Source organism: Deinococcus peraridilitoris DSM 19664, from assembly GCF_000317835.1.
GTDB classification, from domain to species: Bacteria; Deinococcota; Deinococci; order Deinococcales; family Deinococcaceae; genus Deinococcus_A; species Deinococcus_A peraridilitoris.
In genome coordinates this window covers 2,397,078-2,413,630 of the sequence record NC_019793.1, presented here as the reverse complement: position 1 = coordinate 2,413,630, position 16,553 = coordinate 2,397,078, and the positions used below count along the sequence as shown (strand labels likewise).

The 16,553-nt window shown below is 66.8% G+C and carries 16 protein-coding genes; 15 read left to right on the top strand and 1 reads right to left on the bottom strand.

The features are described from left to right. Positions 1-60: 60 nt before the first annotated feature. The 11 genes from DEIPE_RS11780 to DEIPE_RS24015 all read left to right on the top strand — a co-directional run bounded on the left by DEIPE_RS11780 (position 61) and on the right by DEIPE_RS24015 (position 10,413). On the top strand, positions 61-891 hold the full coding sequence (locus DEIPE_RS11780; RefSeq protein WP_015236191.1) for a CheR family methyltransferase: 831 nt from the start codon (positions 61-63) through the stop codon (positions 889-891). After that, positions 892-2,613: a PAS domain S-box protein gene (locus DEIPE_RS11775; protein ID WP_015236190.1), complete on the top strand. Its 1,722-nt coding sequence runs from the start codon at positions 892-894 to the stop codon at positions 2,611-2,613. Between the two features lie 65 nt (positions 2,614-2,678). Beyond that, positions 2,679-3,428, top strand: coding sequence for a bifunctional demethylmenaquinone methyltransferase/2-methoxy-6-polyprenyl-1,4-benzoquinol methylase UbiE (gene ubiE, locus DEIPE_RS11770; protein WP_015236189.1), 750 nt, complete (start codon positions 2,679-2,681; stop codon positions 3,426-3,428). A gap of 235 nt (positions 3,429-3,663) precedes the next feature. Beyond that, positions 3,664-4,071, top strand: a complete 408-nt coding sequence (locus DEIPE_RS11765; protein ID WP_157448848.1) for a hypothetical protein — start codon at positions 3,664-3,666, stop codon at positions 4,069-4,071. 92 nt (positions 4,072-4,163) lie between these two features. Then, complete coding sequence (locus tag DEIPE_RS11760; RefSeq protein WP_015236187.1) at positions 4,164-5,018, top strand: sulfurtransferase; 855 nt, start codon at positions 4,164-4,166, stop codon at positions 5,016-5,018. An 82-nt stretch (positions 5,019-5,100) separates the two neighbouring features. Then, the gene (locus tag DEIPE_RS11755) at positions 5,101-5,883 is read left to right on the top strand and encodes an FAD-dependent oxidoreductase (RefSeq protein WP_015236186.1); all 783 of its coding nucleotides are present in this window, start codon (positions 5,101-5,103) and stop codon (positions 5,881-5,883) included. Further along, complete coding sequence (gene trmB, locus DEIPE_RS11750; protein ID WP_015236185.1) at positions 5,880-6,839, top strand: tRNA (guanine(46)-N(7))-methyltransferase TrmB; 960 nt, start codon at positions 5,880-5,882, stop codon at positions 6,837-6,839. The genes DEIPE_RS11755 and trmB overlap by 4 nt, the downstream gene beginning before the upstream one ends. A 19-nt stretch (positions 6,840-6,858) precedes the next feature. Further along, positions 6,859-9,168: a replication restart helicase PriA gene (priA, locus tag DEIPE_RS11745; RefSeq protein ID WP_041230865.1), complete on the top strand. Its 2,310-nt coding sequence runs from the start codon at positions 6,859-6,861 to the stop codon at positions 9,166-9,168. Between the two features lie 47 nt (positions 9,169-9,215). After that, on the top strand, positions 9,216-9,698 hold the full coding sequence (locus tag DEIPE_RS11740) for a hypothetical protein (protein WP_015236183.1): 483 nt from the start codon (positions 9,216-9,218) through the stop codon (positions 9,696-9,698). Positions 9,699-9,743: 45 nt separating this feature from the next. After that, positions 9,744-10,205, top strand: a complete 462-nt coding sequence (locus tag DEIPE_RS11735; protein WP_015236182.1) for a hypothetical protein — start codon at positions 9,744-9,746, stop codon at positions 10,203-10,205. A gap of 67 nt (positions 10,206-10,272) precedes the next feature. Then, positions 10,273-10,413 carry a hypothetical protein gene (locus DEIPE_RS24015; protein ID WP_157448847.1) on the top strand — a complete coding sequence of 47 codons (141 nt, stop codon included), beginning with the start codon at positions 10,273-10,275 and terminating at the stop codon, positions 10,411-10,413. Between the two features lie 65 nt (positions 10,414-10,478). On the opposite strand, the gene DEIPE_RS11730 is transcribed toward DEIPE_RS24015, so the two are convergent. Further along, a complete protein-coding gene (locus DEIPE_RS11730) occupies positions 10,479-11,666 on the bottom strand; it encodes a glycine C-acetyltransferase (RefSeq protein WP_015236180.1) in 1,188 nt (395 codons plus the stop codon). 96 nt (positions 11,667-11,762) lie between these two features. On the opposite strand from DEIPE_RS11730, the gene DEIPE_RS11725 reads away from it, so the two are divergent. The 4 genes from DEIPE_RS11725 to DEIPE_RS11710 all read left to right on the top strand — a co-directional run bounded on the left by DEIPE_RS11725 (position 11,763) and on the right by DEIPE_RS11710 (position 16,537). After that, complete coding sequence (locus DEIPE_RS11725; protein WP_041230864.1) at positions 11,763-11,981, top strand: hypothetical protein; 219 nt, start codon at positions 11,763-11,765, stop codon at positions 11,979-11,981. A 48-nt stretch (positions 11,982-12,029) separates the two neighbouring features. After that, entirely contained in the window at positions 12,030-12,809 is a 780-nt protein-coding gene (locus DEIPE_RS11720; RefSeq protein ID WP_015236179.1) for a roadblock/LC7 domain-containing protein, read from the top strand. Then, positions 12,806-14,443 carry a hypothetical protein gene (locus tag DEIPE_RS11715; RefSeq protein ID WP_015236178.1) on the top strand — a complete coding sequence of 546 codons (1,638 nt, stop codon included), beginning with the start codon at positions 12,806-12,808 and terminating at the stop codon, positions 14,441-14,443. Before DEIPE_RS11720 ends, DEIPE_RS11715 begins: the two co-directional genes overlap by 4 nt. 102 nt (positions 14,444-14,545) lie before the next feature. Further along, positions 14,546-16,537, top strand: coding sequence for a hypothetical protein (locus DEIPE_RS11710; RefSeq protein WP_015236177.1), 1,992 nt, complete (start codon positions 14,546-14,548; stop codon positions 16,535-16,537). Positions 16,538-16,553 lie beyond the last annotated feature (16 nt).

The following is a 16,553-nucleotide window of genomic DNA, read 5'->3' as shown; positions in this document are numbered from 1 at the left end:
GGAAGGCCAATGCTCTATCCTGAGGCGCGCCCGTCTCACCATGAACATCCTCGTGTACGCATGATTCACACTGCCCCCGACCTGGAACACATCGAAATTCAGCTGCTGCTGGAAGGCATCTATCAGCGCTACGGCTTTGATTTCCGTCAATATGCCCCGGCCACCTTGCGCCGCAGGGTGTTGCACGCCTTGCGCGAAGAGAAGCTGGCGAACGTTTCCAGCCTGCAGGCGCGGGTGCTGCGCGACGAGGCGGCCTTTGAGCGGCTGGTGGCCTGCCTGGCCGTCAACGTCACCGAGATGTTTCGTGACCCTCAGTTTTATCAGGCCTTTCGCCAGCAGGTCGTTCCCGTGCTGCGCACGCACCCGTTTCTGCGCATCTGGCACGCGGGCTGCTCCAGCGGTGAGGAAGTCTACAGCATGGCCATCTTGCTTCAGGAAGAGGGACTGCTCGAGCGCAGCCGGCTGTACGCCACCGATCTCAGCACTGCCAACCTGGCGCGGGCACGCGACGGCATCTACCCGCAGCGTCACCTCGCGCAATACGCCAAGAATTACCGGGCGTCGGGTGGCCAGGGTGATTTGGAAAGTTACTTCACCTCTCAGTACGAGCATGCCATCATTCGCACGGAACTCAAGCGCAATATCATCTGGGCGCAGCACAATCTCGTCACCGACGGTTCGTTCAACGACTTTCACGTCATTCTGTGCCGGAACGTGCTGATCTACTTCAATCAGGATCTGCAGGCCAAGGTGCACCACCTGCTGCACGACAGCCTGGCGCCCTTTGGTCTGCTGGCCCTGGGGCGCTTCGAACCGCTCGATATGGGCCTGCTCGCAGGGCGCTACAGCACCCTCGACGCCCGCGAAAAGCTTTACCGAAAGGTGGCCTGAGTGGACGCACAGCAAGTATTGCCCGGCAGCGGACGCAGTGACGGCGGGCGCGTGAACATCCTGCTGGTCGACGACAACGACTCCAAGCGCATGGCGCTTGAGGCCGCGCTCGAACCGCTCGGGCAGAACATCGTGCAGGCGGAGTCCGGGCGTGACGCGCTGCGTCTGCTGCTGAACGAAGACTACGCGGTCATTCTGCTCGACGTGCGTATGCCCGGGATGGACGGTTTCGAAACGGCCGCGCTGATTCGCAGCCGCCAGCAGACCGAAAGTACCCCCATCATCTTCGTGACAGCCTACGACCGCGCCGAAACCGACATGCTCGACGGCTACGCCCTGGGGGCGGTGGACTACATCTTCGCGCCGGTCGTGCCGGAAATTCTGCGCGCCAAGGTTTCGGTGTTCGTGGACCTCTACAAGAAAACCGAGGCCATCAAGCAACACGAGCAATTGAGGCGTGAACACGAGGCCCTCAAGGCCCGCCGCACACAGGACAAGCTGAAGCGCGAGACCGAACGGGTCCGAAAAAGTGCCGAGCAGGAAATGCGCAAGCTCTCCAGCGCGCTCGAACAGACGGCTGACCCGGTCTTTATCTGCAACCAAAGCGGCCTGATCGAGTACGTCAATCCCGCCTTCGAGCGTGTGACGGGCTACAGCAAGGCCGAAGCGATCGGGCAGCCGCCCGAGAAACTCCGCTCGGCACCCAACGACGACAGCTTCACGCAGCACCTGCGCCGGGTTCTCAGCGAAGGGCGGGTCTACCGCGGCGAGATCGTGCAACGCCGCAAGGACGGCACGCTGTTCGTCGAGGAGAACACCATCACGCCCATCAAAGACGAGCATGGTCAGATCACCCATCTCGTCTCGACCGGGCGCGACGTGACCGAACGCAAACGCACCGAAGCGCAGGTGCGGCAGCTCAACGCCGCCCTGGAAGAACGCGTGCGTGAGCGCACCGCGCAGCTCGAGGATCTCAACCGGGAACTCGAAGCCTTTGCGTACAGCGTCTCGCACGATCTGCGCACGCCCCTGCGGCACATGGCGAGCTTTGCCGAGCTATTGCGCAAGGAACTGGGGCCTGATCCTTCGGACAAGGCGCGGCGCTACCTTGACATCATCGGCACGAGCGCGGGCCGGATGGACGCGCTGATTGCGGACCTGCTGTCCTTTTCGCGGACCGGCCGGCAGGATCTGCGCATCGTTCCGGTTGACCTCGGCCTGCTGGTGCAGGATGTGTGGCAGGAATTGAGCAGTGAAATCACGCACCGCCACGTCGAGTTTCGTCCGCCCGACCTGCCAACCGTGGCCGCCGACATCCCGACCTTGCGTCAGGTCTTCGTGAACCTGCTCTCGAACGCCCTCAAGTACTCGCGCACCCGTGAGCTGGCGTGTATCGAGGTCGGTTATGCCCAGGAAGGCCCGGAGCACGTGCTGTACGTGCGTGACAATGGTGTAGGCTTCGACCCGGCCTACGCGCACAAACTGTTCGGCGTGTTTCAGCGCCTGCATAAAAGTGAGGACTTCGAGGGTACCGGCATCGGCCTTGCCAACGTGCGCCGCATCGTCACCAAGCACGGAGGACGCACCTGGGCCGAAGGACGCCCCGGTGAGGGCGCGACCTTTTACTTCTCGCTGCCCCGGCGTGAGAATCTGCAGCTGACCACGGCGCCGGCACGCCGGGCCAGTGAAAAACGCACCGTGTCCACGGCCCGCGAACAGTGAGTCCACGAACAGTGGCCGTTTCCGGACGGCCTGCAGCACCGCCCGATTTGCTATAGGCTCGAAGCATGCCGCTTGATTCGCCGAGCCCGCACCTCAACCCCGTCAAGCCGCCGGTGGGGGAGCACGCCGAAAAAGCGCAGGACGTACAGGCGATGTTCGCGCAGATCGCGCCACGCTATGACCTGCTCAACCGCGTGCTCAGCCTGGGCGTCGATGTCCGCTGGCGCCGGGCAGCTGCGCAGGAAGCGCTGCTGCTCCGACCAGAGCGCGTACTGGACGTGGCGACGGGCACTGCGGATTTCGCGCTGGAACTCAAACGCCGCGCTCCCGAAGCGCAGGTGATCGGTTGCGACTTCGTGCCCGAAATGCTGGAAATCGGCCGCCGCAAAGCCGTGCAACAGCAGCTCGACATCCGCCTCGAGGAAGGCGACGCCCTGGCCCTGCCTTACCCGGACGCCTGCTTCGACGCGGTCACCTGCACGTTCGGATTCCGGAATTTTGCCCGTTACGCCCAGGGACTGAGCGAGTTTCACCGGGTGCTGAAGCCCGGCGGGCGGGTGGTGATCCTGGAGTTTCCTCCACCCTCGCCGGGCGCCTTCGGAGCGCTGCTGCGCTTTTATTTTCGGCATATCCTGCCGCGTGTGGGTGCTCTGGTTTCGGGCAATTCCGGTGCCTATACCTACCTGCCAGAATCGGTGCTGGCTTTTCCAGACCCGGCCCGTCTGGCGCTGCTGATGCACGCTGCGGGATTTGATCCCCGCTATCGCCTGCTGACTTTCGGTATTGCGGCGCTGCACGTGGGGGACAAACGCTGAATTCCGGTCCGGGCAACCGGCCGAAGAGCGCTCCACGCGCCTGACAAGCAAAAGAAACGCTTAACGTCCGGTGGAGACTTGGCCTTTTCGGCGCTCTTTCGGGGCGGCGTACCCTGAAAGGGAAGTCGCACAAAGGCGGTGGGACATGAAATTCTCGTTGGCCACACGACTGCTCTCTTCAGGTCTGCTCCGGCCAGGCCTCCTTTGCGCCTGCCTGCTGTCCGGTGGTCAGGGTTTGGCTCAGAGTCCAGCCCCAAACCCGGTCCGTCCGGCCCAGAGCGCACCCGAGGCGACGGAGCGCGTCACCCGGCAGGGGCGCTCGGTCGTGCAGCAGTTCTACGCAGTAAAAATCGACTCGGTCTGGGCCACCTTCACGCCCGAACTGCGTGCCTCGCTGGGCAGCCTGGCCGCGTTCCGGGCCTACCGCGAAGCGGGCGTTCGGGAATATGGCGCTGAAACCCGCGTGCTGAGCGAGCGTCTCCTGGAAGCCGACGGTCTGCGCTATTACGTGCGGACGGCAGTCTTCGAGCGTCATCCCGGGCAGGCGTGGTCGGTGATCGTGGGCTTTGACGCCAAGAATCGCGTGGCTGCCTTTACCATCTTGCTGGCCGGTGAACTGGAGGAGGAGGAGGTGCGAACCTGACCGGCGGTGCTCTCGCCGTGAACCGACGGTTAATCTTCTCATCAGTTGTGGGCTGGGGTCTGAGCGTACACTGAGACTTCGGAGGAACCGTTGTGGCTCAGGGACCGCTGGTAAGCGCCGACTGGCTGATCGAGCATGCGCGCAGCGACAAGGTTCGCGTCGTGGACTGTCGCTTTTCACTGAGCGACCCCGAAGCGGGCCGCCGTGCCTACCGTGCCGGACACATTCCGGGCGCGCTGTATCTGGATCTGGAGCAAGCACTTTCTGCACCAAAACGGCCTGACGGGGCAGGCGGGCGCCACCCTCTGCCGGACCCGGAGGCGCTCGCGGTCTGTCTGGGGCAGGCGGGCATTGGCGGCGAACACCTGGTCGTTGCCTACGACGAACCGCCCGGCGGCGGAATGTACGCCGCGCGCCTGTGGTGGCTGCTGCGCTGGATGGGGCATGACGCCGTCGCGGTGCTCGACGGCGGCCTGAGCGCCTGGATCGAAGCGGGCGGCGGGCTGGATGTTTCCGTGGTCCGTCATCCACCAGCGAGCTTCACCCCGCGCGTCCGACCGGAGCTGGTCACCGACGCCTCGGGCGTCATGACTCGCGCGGAGAACGTCACCCTGATCGATTCACGCGCCGCCGCGCGGTACGCTGGAGAGACCGAGCCGCTGGACAAAAAAGCCGGCCATATTCCGGGGGCCGTCAACATCGACTGGTCCGCGTCACTCGATGAGCATGGGTATTTCCGAACGCCGCAAGAGCAGCGCGCGCGCTTTGGGCCGCTGCTGGAACAGCAGGCCATCGTGTACTGCGGCTCGGGGGTCAGCGCGACCGTCAACCTGCTGGCGCTGGAGCTGGCCGGCAAGCCACCAGGCACGCACACTCGCCTGTACGCCGGTTCATGGAGCGACTGGGTCAGCGACGACGCGCGGCCCATTGCCACCGGGCACCGCTGAAGCGTTCGTGCGGGCAAGCGCGTCCGTTTGTCAAGTGCGCGCTCCCCCACCGTGAGAACATGAGAGGCATTAGACTCCTGGGGTGTTTCGCTCGGTGACTCCCCGCTCGCTTCCCCAGCCGGGGCATCTGTATGACGTGGCCATCGTCGGGGCCGGCCTCGCGGGCAGCGAACTCGCCTGGCGCCTCGCGGGCGCGGGGCAGGATGTGCTGCTGGTCTCACAGGCGCTCGACAATGTCGGCAACCTCTATCACCAGGAGGTGGACTTTGGCTTTCCGCCGGGCAGCCTGTTCGAGGAAGCCCGTGAGCGCGCTCTGCCGGAGCGTACCAACTGGGCCCTGCACCGTCAGGTCAAGTTCCTGCTGGAGATGACTCCGGGCGTCCACCTGCTGCAATCCTGCGTGTCGGCCTTGGAAGTTCAGCCGGAAGCGCCGTACCAGTTGCGCACCTGGGAAGGTCCGCTGCTCAGTGCCCGGCGGGTGGTGCTGGCCGTCGGAAGTTTCTTGCGCGGGCGCCTGCTGATCGGCCATGTGGAGGAGGAAGCGGGGCGCCTCAGCGAGGTGGCGTACGACTTTCTGGCGCACAACCTGGCCGATCAGGGCCTGCAGTTCGCAGAGCGTCAGGACGAGGCTCCGGGCGAGTCGGGTGGCATGCCTTATCAGGTGCGTTATCTGACCCTGTCGGCCGGGGAACTCCAGGACTTTCGCGTGACACGCTGGCCCGAAGTGTACGCGCTGGGCCGCTGTGTGCCAGGTGAACTCGATTACGCCGCGACCCTGCAGGCGGCCGCGCGGCTCGCTTCGCACCTCACCGCGCAGCTGCCCGTCTCACCCCCCGCCTCACCGAACGAGGAGCACTCCGCGTGATTCTGCGTCTTGCGGACTTCCGCTTTCCCGACGCTCCCGAGCGCCTGTATCCCGAGAATCCCAATGGCGACTGGGTACTGGAGATCGGCTTTGGTGACGGACGCTTCTGGGCCGAACACGGTCCGAACGAGGCCGACGCGAATTACCTCGGGGTAGAGCTGTCCGGCGTGAGCCTCCTCAAGGCGCAGCGGCGATTGACGGCGGCCGGCCTGAACAATGCGCACCTGACGCGTCTGCCCGCCTCCACCCTCGTGCGCGCGGTGACAGGGCCCGGCAGCCTGGCGCGCATCATCGTGAATTTCCCGGACCCCTGGCCCAAAGCGGGCCACGAAGAGCACCGCCTGCTGCGCGCGCCTTTTTTCACGCTGGCCGCCAGCCGCCTGCGCCCGGGCGGTGAGGTGTGGTTCACGACCGACCACGAAGAGTATTTTCAGTTCGCGCTGCAAGAAGCGCAGAAAAGTGGCTGCTTCACGGCCACGTTCCCTGAGCCCCCGGCAGCGGCGCTGCGCACCAAGTACGCCCTCAAGTGGCGTGAGCTGGGCCTGAGCGTGCACCACGTGCGCTGGCGGGCGGTGCAGTCCCCGAACGTTCCCGTGCTGCCCGTGGAAGACAGCCAAGGAGATCATGTGCCCCACGCCATCGTGCGCCTGCCCGAAGACTTTCAGCTCAGCAACTTCCGGAAGACCGTGGACCGCACGGGCGAGCACGTGGTGGTGGTGCTCGACGCTTACCGGCACGCTTCGCGTGACCAGTGGGTGCTGCTGACCCACGTCGAGGAACGCGACCTCACGCAGGAAGCGCTCGTGAGCGTGACCGTACGCGAGGACGGCAGCGCGCTCGTGCGTCTGGAGCGTTTCGGTGGCCCGATCATCACGGCAGGTCTCAAGGCGGCGGTGGGGGTGGTGACGACGTTCCTCGAGGAGCGCGGCGCCAGCGTCACGCACCGCTCTTACTGAGCCCCCTTCGGTCATTCTTATGCCTGCCCTGCCCGCTTCTCCTCCGGCCGTCCTGACCTGGTCGGTGGCCGTGCCGCTGCCGTTGCCACCGTACGATTTCGGGGTGCCGCACGGATTTTCAGGTCCTGTACCGGTAGGACACCGGGTGATGGTGCCCTGGCAGGGCGAATTGCGGGTGGGCATCGTGCTGGGGCCCGGCAAAGAAGCGGGCCACCGGCTGCGCGACGCCGTGGCGCTGCTCGATTCGCCCGCCGAGGCGCCCTGGGTGGGGCCTGCATTTCTGGCCGCCCTCGCGGAGGAAGCGCGCCTGTCACGTGTTCCGCTGGGCCTGCTGCTTTCCGACATCCTGCCGGTGGGGCTGAGTCCGCGTCTCTGCCACCGGGTACGCGCGGTGGAAGACGCCGACCTCAGTCCCTTCGGCCAGCAGGTGCCAGGGCCGGTGTGGCAGGACGCCAGCGCGTTCGACGCCGCACTGCTCGACTCGGTTCGGGCGCAGGGTCTGCTGGAAGAAGACCTGCGCCCCAAAGCACGCACGGTCAGCGTCGTTCGGGTCAGTGACCGCGAGGGCGGGACGCCGCTCACACCCAAGCAGAAGGTGGCCTGGGCGTGGCTGCGCGAGCAAGGTCACGTGGAGAGCCTCAGCACGTGGGCTCAGGGCGCGGGCGTGAGCACTTCGGTGGTCACCGGCGTCATGACCCGTGGCTGGGCCGAGCGGGCCGAGCACCCCGCGCCGTTGCCAGTACTCACGCCGACCGGCGAAGCCCCCAAACTCACCCTGGACCGTCTGCCGGAGGCGCGGGAGTGGCGCCTGCACGGTGGGCGTCCGGCAGTGCGTCACCGTCTGCTGGCTTCCCGCCTGGCGCGCGAGCTTGACATCGGGCGGAGTGTAATCGTGGCCGTGCCCGACCACGCCACCCTGCGGCGCACCTGGACAGCGCTCTCGGGCCTGAGCAGCGAGCAGCGTGGACGGGCCGTACAGCTTTCGGGCCAGCTGTCCGAAGAAGAGCGCGAGCACGTCTGGCAACTCATCCGCAGTGGCGAGGCGCGTCTGGTGATCGGCACCTGCACCGCCCTGTGCGCGCCCGTGCACGATCTGGCCACCGTGGTGGTCAAAGAGGAAGGCAGCGACGCGCACAAGCTGCTGTCGGGCAGCCACGCCTTCGTGCCTGAGCTCGCGCGCCGTCTCGCCCGGCACGCCGAGTGCCAGCTCGGCTGGACCGGCAGCGTGCCCAGTGCCGAGGTGCTCGACGTGCCAGGGCAGGTGCTGCCCCCACCGGTCGCGCGCGTGCACGTGGTCGATTACGCCAACCCCATCCAGGCACCGGCGCTGGGGCCGCTGTCGCGCGCGGACCTGAAGCCCGGCGCGCAAGGCTATCCCCTGTCGCACGATTTGCAGAAGGTGCTGCGGCAGGTGGCCGAGCGCGGACGGCAGGCGGTGCTGCTCGCTCCCCGCCGGGGATACAGCGCCCTGCTGCGCTGCCCCAGTTGCGAACACACCCCCATGTGCAGGCACTGCGACGTGCCCTTGCGCTTTCACCAGGAAACGCGTGAACTGACCTGTCACCAGTGCGGCTACCGCGAGCGGCTGCACGAGCGCTGCGCCGAGTGCGGCGAACGGATGTGGCAGGCGCGCGGGCCCGGCACCGAATGGATCGCCCAGGAAGTTCGCAAGCTGCTGCCCGACTTTCCGGTACTGCGCTTCGACCGTGACCGCCAGGACGACCTCAGCGCCCTGCAGCAAGGCCACAGCGGCGTGGTCATCGGCACCCAGGCGCTGCTCACGCAGGACGCACTGCCCGACCTGGCGTTGATCGGCGTGACGCTCGCGGACACCTGGCTGAACGTCAGCGACTTTCGCGCCTCGGAGCGCTACCACCGTCTGCTGCGCCAGCTGATCGAATGGCACCCGGTTCGCGCGCCGCTGCTGGTCGTGCAGACCTTTCAGGCCGGGCATCCGGCCCTCAGGTGCATCGTCGACGGACACGACGCGGGCGCCTACCCCGCGCAGGAACGCCAGGGGCGCCAGCTGCTCAGGTACCCGCCGTTTGCACGCCTCGCCCAGATCGAAGTCGCCGCGAGGGACCAGGGCAAAGCACACGCGGCCGCCACGGCGGTCGCGCAGGCGCTGTATGGCAAGGGCGCGGTGGACGGGGAGCTGCTGGGGCCAGCACCCTCTCCCATCGCGCGCCTGAGGGGCGTGTATCCCTATCACCTGCTGCTGCGCGTGCGTGACGACGCTCGCCTGGAAGTACTGCTGAGCGCCCTTGACCGTTCGTTTCCAGGCCGGGTGCGGGTGGATGTCCATCCGCGCGGCGTGTTCGGCGCCTAAGCCGGATGGGCAATGGGCAGACAGGAAAGGGCCGTTTAACGTAAGGCATGAGCGATCAAGCATTCGTACAAGGCTGGCTCGACGTCCTGCAGGAAGCCTGTGAGGGTGGGCAACCCGGACAGGGCACCGGTTTTCTCGACGGCACCAGGGCCGACGGCAGCGGTAACCACGGCCTTTTTGCCACCTTGGACGCCCTGAGCGCGACGCAGGCGTCCGATCCGACCCTGCTGGGGCTGAGCGTTGCCGCGCACGCCGCGCACACGGCCTTTCACCTGGAAGTCGGCGTCCGCTGGGCTCAGGGTGAGCGCGGTCCGTTTGACTGGCCGGGCAGTTTCGAACCTCGCACGGTGGATGAAGCTGCTTGGCAGGATGTGCGTGCACGGGTCCGCGCGGCCTACACCGGCCTGGTGTCCCTCGCACGCCGCACGAACGACTGGGACGAGGACGCTGCGGGCGGTCTGGCCGCCGCCCTGGCCCACGTGAGTTACCATCTGGGCGCGGTCCGGCAGATAGTCAAGCTGCTGGCCTGACTCCGCCGCGCTGCACTCCTGAAAAGCGCCCGCTATCCTGATCGCATGGAAGCGTCGACTTTTCTCCAGGGTTACCTCGCCGTGCTGCAGGAGACCTTCGAGGGCGCGCAGCAGGAATGGTCGTGGTACCTCGATCAGGACAAGAACGCCGGTCTGCTCGCCACCCTGAGCGGTCTCTCGGCCGAGCAGGCGTCACGGCCCACCCCGCTGGGCCCCAGCGTCATTGCGCATACCGAACACGTCCGCTTTCACCTGTCGGCCACCACCGCCGCGCTGCGCGGCGAGACGATGGCGCTGGACTGGGCGGGCAGCTGGGCCGTGCAGCAACTCGACGACCGTGGCTGGCGCGAGTTGCGTGGGCAGCTTCACGACGGGTACCTCGAACTGCACCAGTTGGCCCAGGACCGCGTGAATTGGGATGCCGACGAGGCGGGCGGGGTCGTCGCGGGCCTCACGCACGTCGCGTATCACCTCGGGGTGATTCGTCAGCTGATCAAGTTCCTCTGAAGTGCCGGTGAAGTCCGCTTGATGACCCGCATCACCGAAGATTCACACCATGCGGCAGACTGCGGGCATGAAACGACTTTTGGGGTATCTGCTGTGCGGAGCGCTACTGGTCACGGCCCTGGCCGGCTGCCGTCAGGACGACGACGGCGATGATGACGGGGGCAACGGCGGACAGGACGGTCGCGTCGCCATTGTACACGTGGTGTAGGAAAGCCTGCTCAAACGAAAGCGGGGAGGCACACGGCACCCCCGCTTTCGGCTGATCGCCGGCGCTCAGCCCGCGACCACGCCCAGCTCGCGTCCGACTGCTTCGTACGCCGCGAGTGCCCGGTCAAGCATGTCCCTCGTGTGCGCTGCGGTAACAATGTTGCGAATACGCGCCGAGCCGCGCGGCACGGTCGGAAAGCCGATGCCCACCGCGAACACCCCACGTTCCAAGAGCAGGCGGCTGGCCTCGAACGCCGCGCCCGTCTCACCGAAGATCACTGGAGTGATCGGCGTTTCACTGCCAAAGGTATCAAAGCCCAAACGGGACAGTTCGGCCTTGAAGTAGCGGGTGTTGTCCCACAACGTCTCCATGATGTGAGGCTCGCGCTGGATCAGTTCAACGGCGGCGCTGAGCGCTCCGACGACGGCTGGCGGGTGACCGGTACTGAACAGGAACGGGCGCGCCTTGTTGATCAAAAGGTCACGCAGATCACGCGTACCGGCCGCGTAGCCGCCCACCACGCCCCAGGCTTTGCTGAGGGTGCCGATCTGGATGACGTCGTCGGCGTGCTCGAAACCGAAGTGATGCACGGTGCCGCGTCCCGCTTCACCCAGCACGCCCGAACCGTGAGCGTCGTCGACGTAGGTGACGGCGCCGTAACGGCGCGCGATCTCGACGATCTTGTCGAGGGGCGCGATGTCTCCGTCCATGCTGAACACGCCGTCGGTCACGATCAGTTTCAGGCCGTCCGTGGGGTTCTCCAGCAGTACCCGCTCCAAATCCTGCATGTCCTTGTGTTTGAAGACCTTCTTGGTGGCCTTGGCCAGGCGCAGGCCGTCGATGATGCTGGCGTGGTTGAGTTCGTCGCTGACGACCAGGTCACCTTCCTGCAGCAGGCTCCCCAGCACACCCTGGTTGGTGGTGAAGCCGCTGTGCAGCACCAGGGCACTGCCGGTGCCCTTGAATTCGGCCAGCTGCGTTTCAAAGTCCTCGTGAATGGAGAGCGTGCCGGCAATCGTACGCACGGCGCCCACGCCCGCGCCCCAGGTCTCCAGAAACTGCCGGGCGCGCTCTTTCAGGAACGGGTGATCGGCGAAGCCCAGGTAATTGTTACTGGCGAGGTTTACCACCTCGCGCCCCAGCACGCGCGTGATGGGTCGCTGCGGCGCTTCGAGCACCCGGGGAGAGATGTAGAGGCCCGCGCTGCGCAGGCGCTGCAGTTCGGCGTCAATACGTGAGGTCAGGCTGGTCACGCTTCAGTGTAGCCGGGAAAAAGCCTCATGCAAACGAGCGTTAGGTGAAGCGTTCAAATTCGGGACACAAAGGCGCCTCAAGGCTTCGATTCCGACGTGGCGCTGCTGACGGCTCTGGCCCACGTCACGGGCGCCGGCAGGCATCAGTGCGGGTGGGTCTTCAGCCCGGTCGACGTCTATCCTTACAAGGAGGCCTGGACGCCGCAGGAGGCCTTACAAGAGGTGAGGCGAGGAGCTGGCGCTCAGTTCGATCCGCTGCTCACCGAGCAGTTCATCAGCATGGTGAAGATGAGCAGCAGCACGAAAAAAGCTTGAAATTTAATCTTTAAAATATGAGATATCGCTTATAGTAGGTTTACTTTGATGCAGAATCCCGTCTATACCCTGGTGAGCGAGGCGCTGGCACGCGTGGTATCCGAGCGAGCGGCCGACCATATGCTCCGTGCCGCCCTAAGGGACGCGCGGCTGTCTCCCGAAGAGGTAAGCGCGGAGGAAATGCAGCGTGTGCTGGCCGGTCCTCTGGAAAACCGCTTGCGGGCCGTCATGCCGGTCGCCCGCGCCAAGCTGGAACTCAGCGCCCTGGCCAGCCACGTCCAGCAGCAGTACCCCAAAGCGCCCACGCTGTTTCCCAGCGCCGCTCCGCCTGCAGCGGCCACCCTCGCGGTGTCCGCGGCCCACCAGGGTGTGCAGCTGGCACCCACGGCCAGCCCGGTCCCAGTGGACGCCGCCCCGGAAGACGACATCGAATTCGACCTCGACGACTTCGAACTCGACGATCCGGGTGAGGGCACACGCCACACGCTGCCCGAACGTTTCTACGACCTTTCGAACGTCAGTGGCCAGGACGCGCTGCTCGCGGACCTCGCACGCTTTGACGGGGTGCTGGGCGTGGTGCTGTGCGACGCCAGCGGCAAGGTGCTGCGCACGCGCGCCCAGCGCGGCGCCGAAGCGCTGGGCAGCGTGATGGTGACCACTGCCGGGCTGCTTCGTCACAAGCCCTGGCGAATGCTCAGCGCCGATTTGGGACAGCAGACCGTCTGTGTCCGTCCGCTGGGCAGGCACTTCGTCGCCCTGCTCGCGAACAACACCACCAATTTCGGACGGCTCATCGCGGAGCTGTCGGTGCTCAAGGAGTCCGCATGACCGTTGCCTCGTTCCACGCTTCCCGGAAGGCCTTCGGGCTCCGTGTGGGCGCCCTGACCCTGTGCCTGCTGAGCGCAGCCCAGGCACAAAGCGCGCTGACCCTGAATGCGGCGCAGTACCGCGCGATCACCGGCGCGGTCGATTCGGCGCTCACGCAGCGTGGCCGCGCCCCGGCGTCCAGCCTGGCCGAACTCGATCGGGCGCGCACGCTGTTCGGCGAGGCTATACCGGAGGCCAACAACTCACCGCTGGCCAGCGGGGTGCGCACCGCCCTGCAAAACGCGCGCATCGCGGTCAGCCGCTCGCAGGCCGACCTGGAAGCCCAGACGGCCCAGGTACGCGGACTGCTGCGCAAGATCATGCACGACAGCGCCCTGGAAGCGCTCAGCCGCGCCGAAGCAGGCGCCGTGAGCAACGTCGGGCTGCTGGCCGACGACTTCGGAGTGCGCGGTGACGCGCGCGCAGCGCTCGTCGGTGCGGCACGCGCCGGCAACGTCGACCTCGTGCGGGCCCAGTTCGAACGGACGGCGGCCAGCAAAATCAGCGCCTCGCTCAAGCGTGCCAACGGCGCCGGGCGCGCGGATGCCTACCTGGAAATGGCGCGCGCCACCAGCTGGTTCAGCGTCGTGCAGGATTCGCCGCGCACCGGTGAGCTCAGCACCCGCACGTTTGTCGAAGCGATCACCAGCCTGACCGCCGGCAACACCGACGCCTTCCGCGAACAGTTGGCAGCACTGCAAAGCGGCACCGACCGCTTCGCGAGCGCGGCCAGCCAGGCAGTCCGGGCCGCCGGGCGTGCGCCACAACAGGCTCCGGTTCAGAATTCTGCGCCACCACAGGAGCCTGCCGCGTCCCCGGCCACCACACCAACCACAGCGCCTGGCGCACCGGCAAATCCGGCACCCAGTGGCCCGGCGGGCAGCGCTGCCGACCTGGGCGCCGTGTACGCACCGCTCGCTCGCGCGCTGGTCGCCAGCGGGCACGGTGACAATCGCGCCGCCCGCGAAGCGCTCGCGGACGCCCTGCGCCAGCTTGGCACGCTGCCCCCGAATGTCGGCAGCACGCCCGAAGTGCAGCGCCTGCGCGCCCAGGTCGAACGGGTCCGTGATCTGAGCGCCCTCCGTCCGGATGATGTGCGTGCCCTGCTGGGCACACTCGGCAACGCTGAGGCTGCCCGTGCGGGCACGGCGACGAGTGCGGCCGAAAGTGTCAGCAGCACGCTCAACCGCGGCCTGGGTGGCCCACTGCGCGCCGGGCTGTTCATGCTGCTGGCGCTGCTGGCCGTGTACCCCCTGTACCTGCTCAATCTGGCCTTTGGTGGGCGCAATCCATACTGGCGTGCGATCAGCGCGGCCCTGGTGGTGCTGCTGCTGCCGGTGATGCTCGAGGGCGTCGCCTCGCTGGGCGCCCTGCTGGGGGACGTGACGGGCGTGAGCGCCCTGGGCAGCCTGGCCAATCTCAGCATTCTGCAATCCCCCCTCGGCACGCTTGCCTGGGCGCTGCTGGCCGCGCTCGCCATCGGGCTGGCCACCTGGGGATTCCGGGGAATCTGCCTGCAGTTTGGACTGTTCGGACGGCGCGCCAGTGAAGTGCCCGGCCAGCAGCCCGCCGTGGAATGGGACGAGGAACTGTAATCCTGCGGCAGTCACGCTCGCAGCCGACCTGACCCCGTTCCCAACCCGCCTCCGGGACCGTTTCGTGCCATCCGCCTTTCTCTTTCTCCTGTGAGGTCTGCCGTGCTCTACCGCACCCCTTTGCGCATGCTGGGCGATCTGGTTTCTCCCAAAGCACTCGAGCGCATTTTCGAAAGCAGCGCCCATGCCCGCGGCAAGGCGCTGGCCGACCTCGACCACGGTGACCTGGCCGAGATCCTCAAGCGTGACATCTTCAAGCGCCTGCAACTGAGCGTGCCCGCGCCGCTGGCCAAGAAACGTATTCAGGATGTGCTCGAAGTGCTTGAGCAGGACGGCCTGAAAAACACCATGATCCGCAACGAGGACGCCATGCTGGCCGGCCTCGAGCAATCGGTCAAACGCTTCTCGCTGTATTTTGACTGGCCGGAGGCGCAAAAGCTGCGCGCCCTGATTGGGGTGGCCCGCACCGAAATGGACGCCGGCAAGAGCGTGCCCGGCCTGCTCGACGAGGGCATGGCGCTCGTCGCGAGCCTGGAACGGCGCCTCAACGAGGGACTGGTCGCGCAGGCCAACGAACTCGCCGAGCTCAAGGCCGAACTGACACGTTTCATGGGCGTGGGTGGTCCCAAGCTGCGCCGTCTGGAAGGCCTGATCGCCCAGATCGAGACGGCACAGGCCCAGGACACCCTCTCGCTTGCGGAAATCGAGCGGGCCCGGCACATCGCCCTCAATCTGCGCAAGCTGGTCGAGTCGTCGGTGATCAGCGCCGATCCGCTCAACATGGCGCAGGAGCTGCCCGACACCTCGCTGCTGCCGCTTGATGCCCAGCTGCGCATTTCCGAACTCGACCGGGAAAGCGAGGCACGCGACCTTCACGACCTGGCGCGCGATTACGACGTGCTGCTGCGTACCCGTCCTGACCTTGGGCAACAGCTGATGGGCCTGAGGGTGCGCAATGAGGCGGGCGAGGTGCTGGGGGCCAGCCTGGCCGGATTCAAGGAAAGCCTCAATCACGAGCGCAACATCGTTCTGGCGTCACAACGCGAGCAGATCAAGACCCTCGCGGTCCGGGTGGACGCGCTGGGCGCCAACGTGCCGGGCACCACGCGTGACGAGGTACGCCTGGCGCTGGAAGTCGCGCGCGGCACCCTGAGCGGGGGCGCGCTGGCCAGCGGCGAGATCGAGCGTCTGGAGGACATGCTGCGGACCCTCGAAGGGCAGGCGCACGCCACCGCCGAGCGCACCGGTGCATTGCTGGCCCTGCAGCGGGAACTCTACCAGCTCGAAGGCTCGGCCCGAGGGGTTCGCGGCGCCGAAGCGGACCTCGCCCCGCGCATTGCTGAGGCGCGCGCGGCGATCGCACGCGGTGAGCTGGTCAGCCTGGACGACCTGTGGAGTGCGCTCGAACGCCGTATGGGGCAGCTCGCGCAGGAACGCGAAAGCTTCGACGCCCGTGCCGACTACGTCGTGCAGGAGTACGACCGTTACCGCCACCTCGCCGGGGAAACCGTCCAGACCCTGGGGCGCCTGGCCGACAACCTGCGGCGCGTGCGCCGTCTGGGCACGCTCTCGACCGAGGCCAGCGGCAAATACGAGGACACCCTGATCCAGGCCGAGGCACTGCTCGGTGAGGCCCGTGCGGAATTCGAGGCGGCGCGTGAGCTGACCAGCACCTTTGGTGCCGACGCCCTCGAGGGCTTGCTAGGCGTCTTCGATTCGGGGGGAGCGCTGGACAGCCTGTTCGGAACGGACACGCCCAGCGCACCTGCCCTGTCCGTAGTCCGCACCGCCAGCGAGCCGCTGGCGCTGGCGCTCGAAGCGCTCTCCGCGCACGGCGGAGCGCAGCTCGCCTTGCTGCGCTCGGGCACGCTCAGCTGGGGAAAGCTTGACGCGACCAGTGAAAAAGCCGCCCTGAGCCTCGCGGGTGCCGGCGCGCTGCTCGGTGGCACCCGCCTTGCCACGCTCGAACTCGAAGACGGCGGGCTGCTCGCCCTGCCGCTGCGTGACGCCATCCTGATCGCCCGGGTGGACGGCGCCGAGTCGCTGGCCGCGTGGCGCGAGCAGCTGCTCGAAGCGCGCGCCTCGCTGGTCTGACCGGGCACAGCGTGCC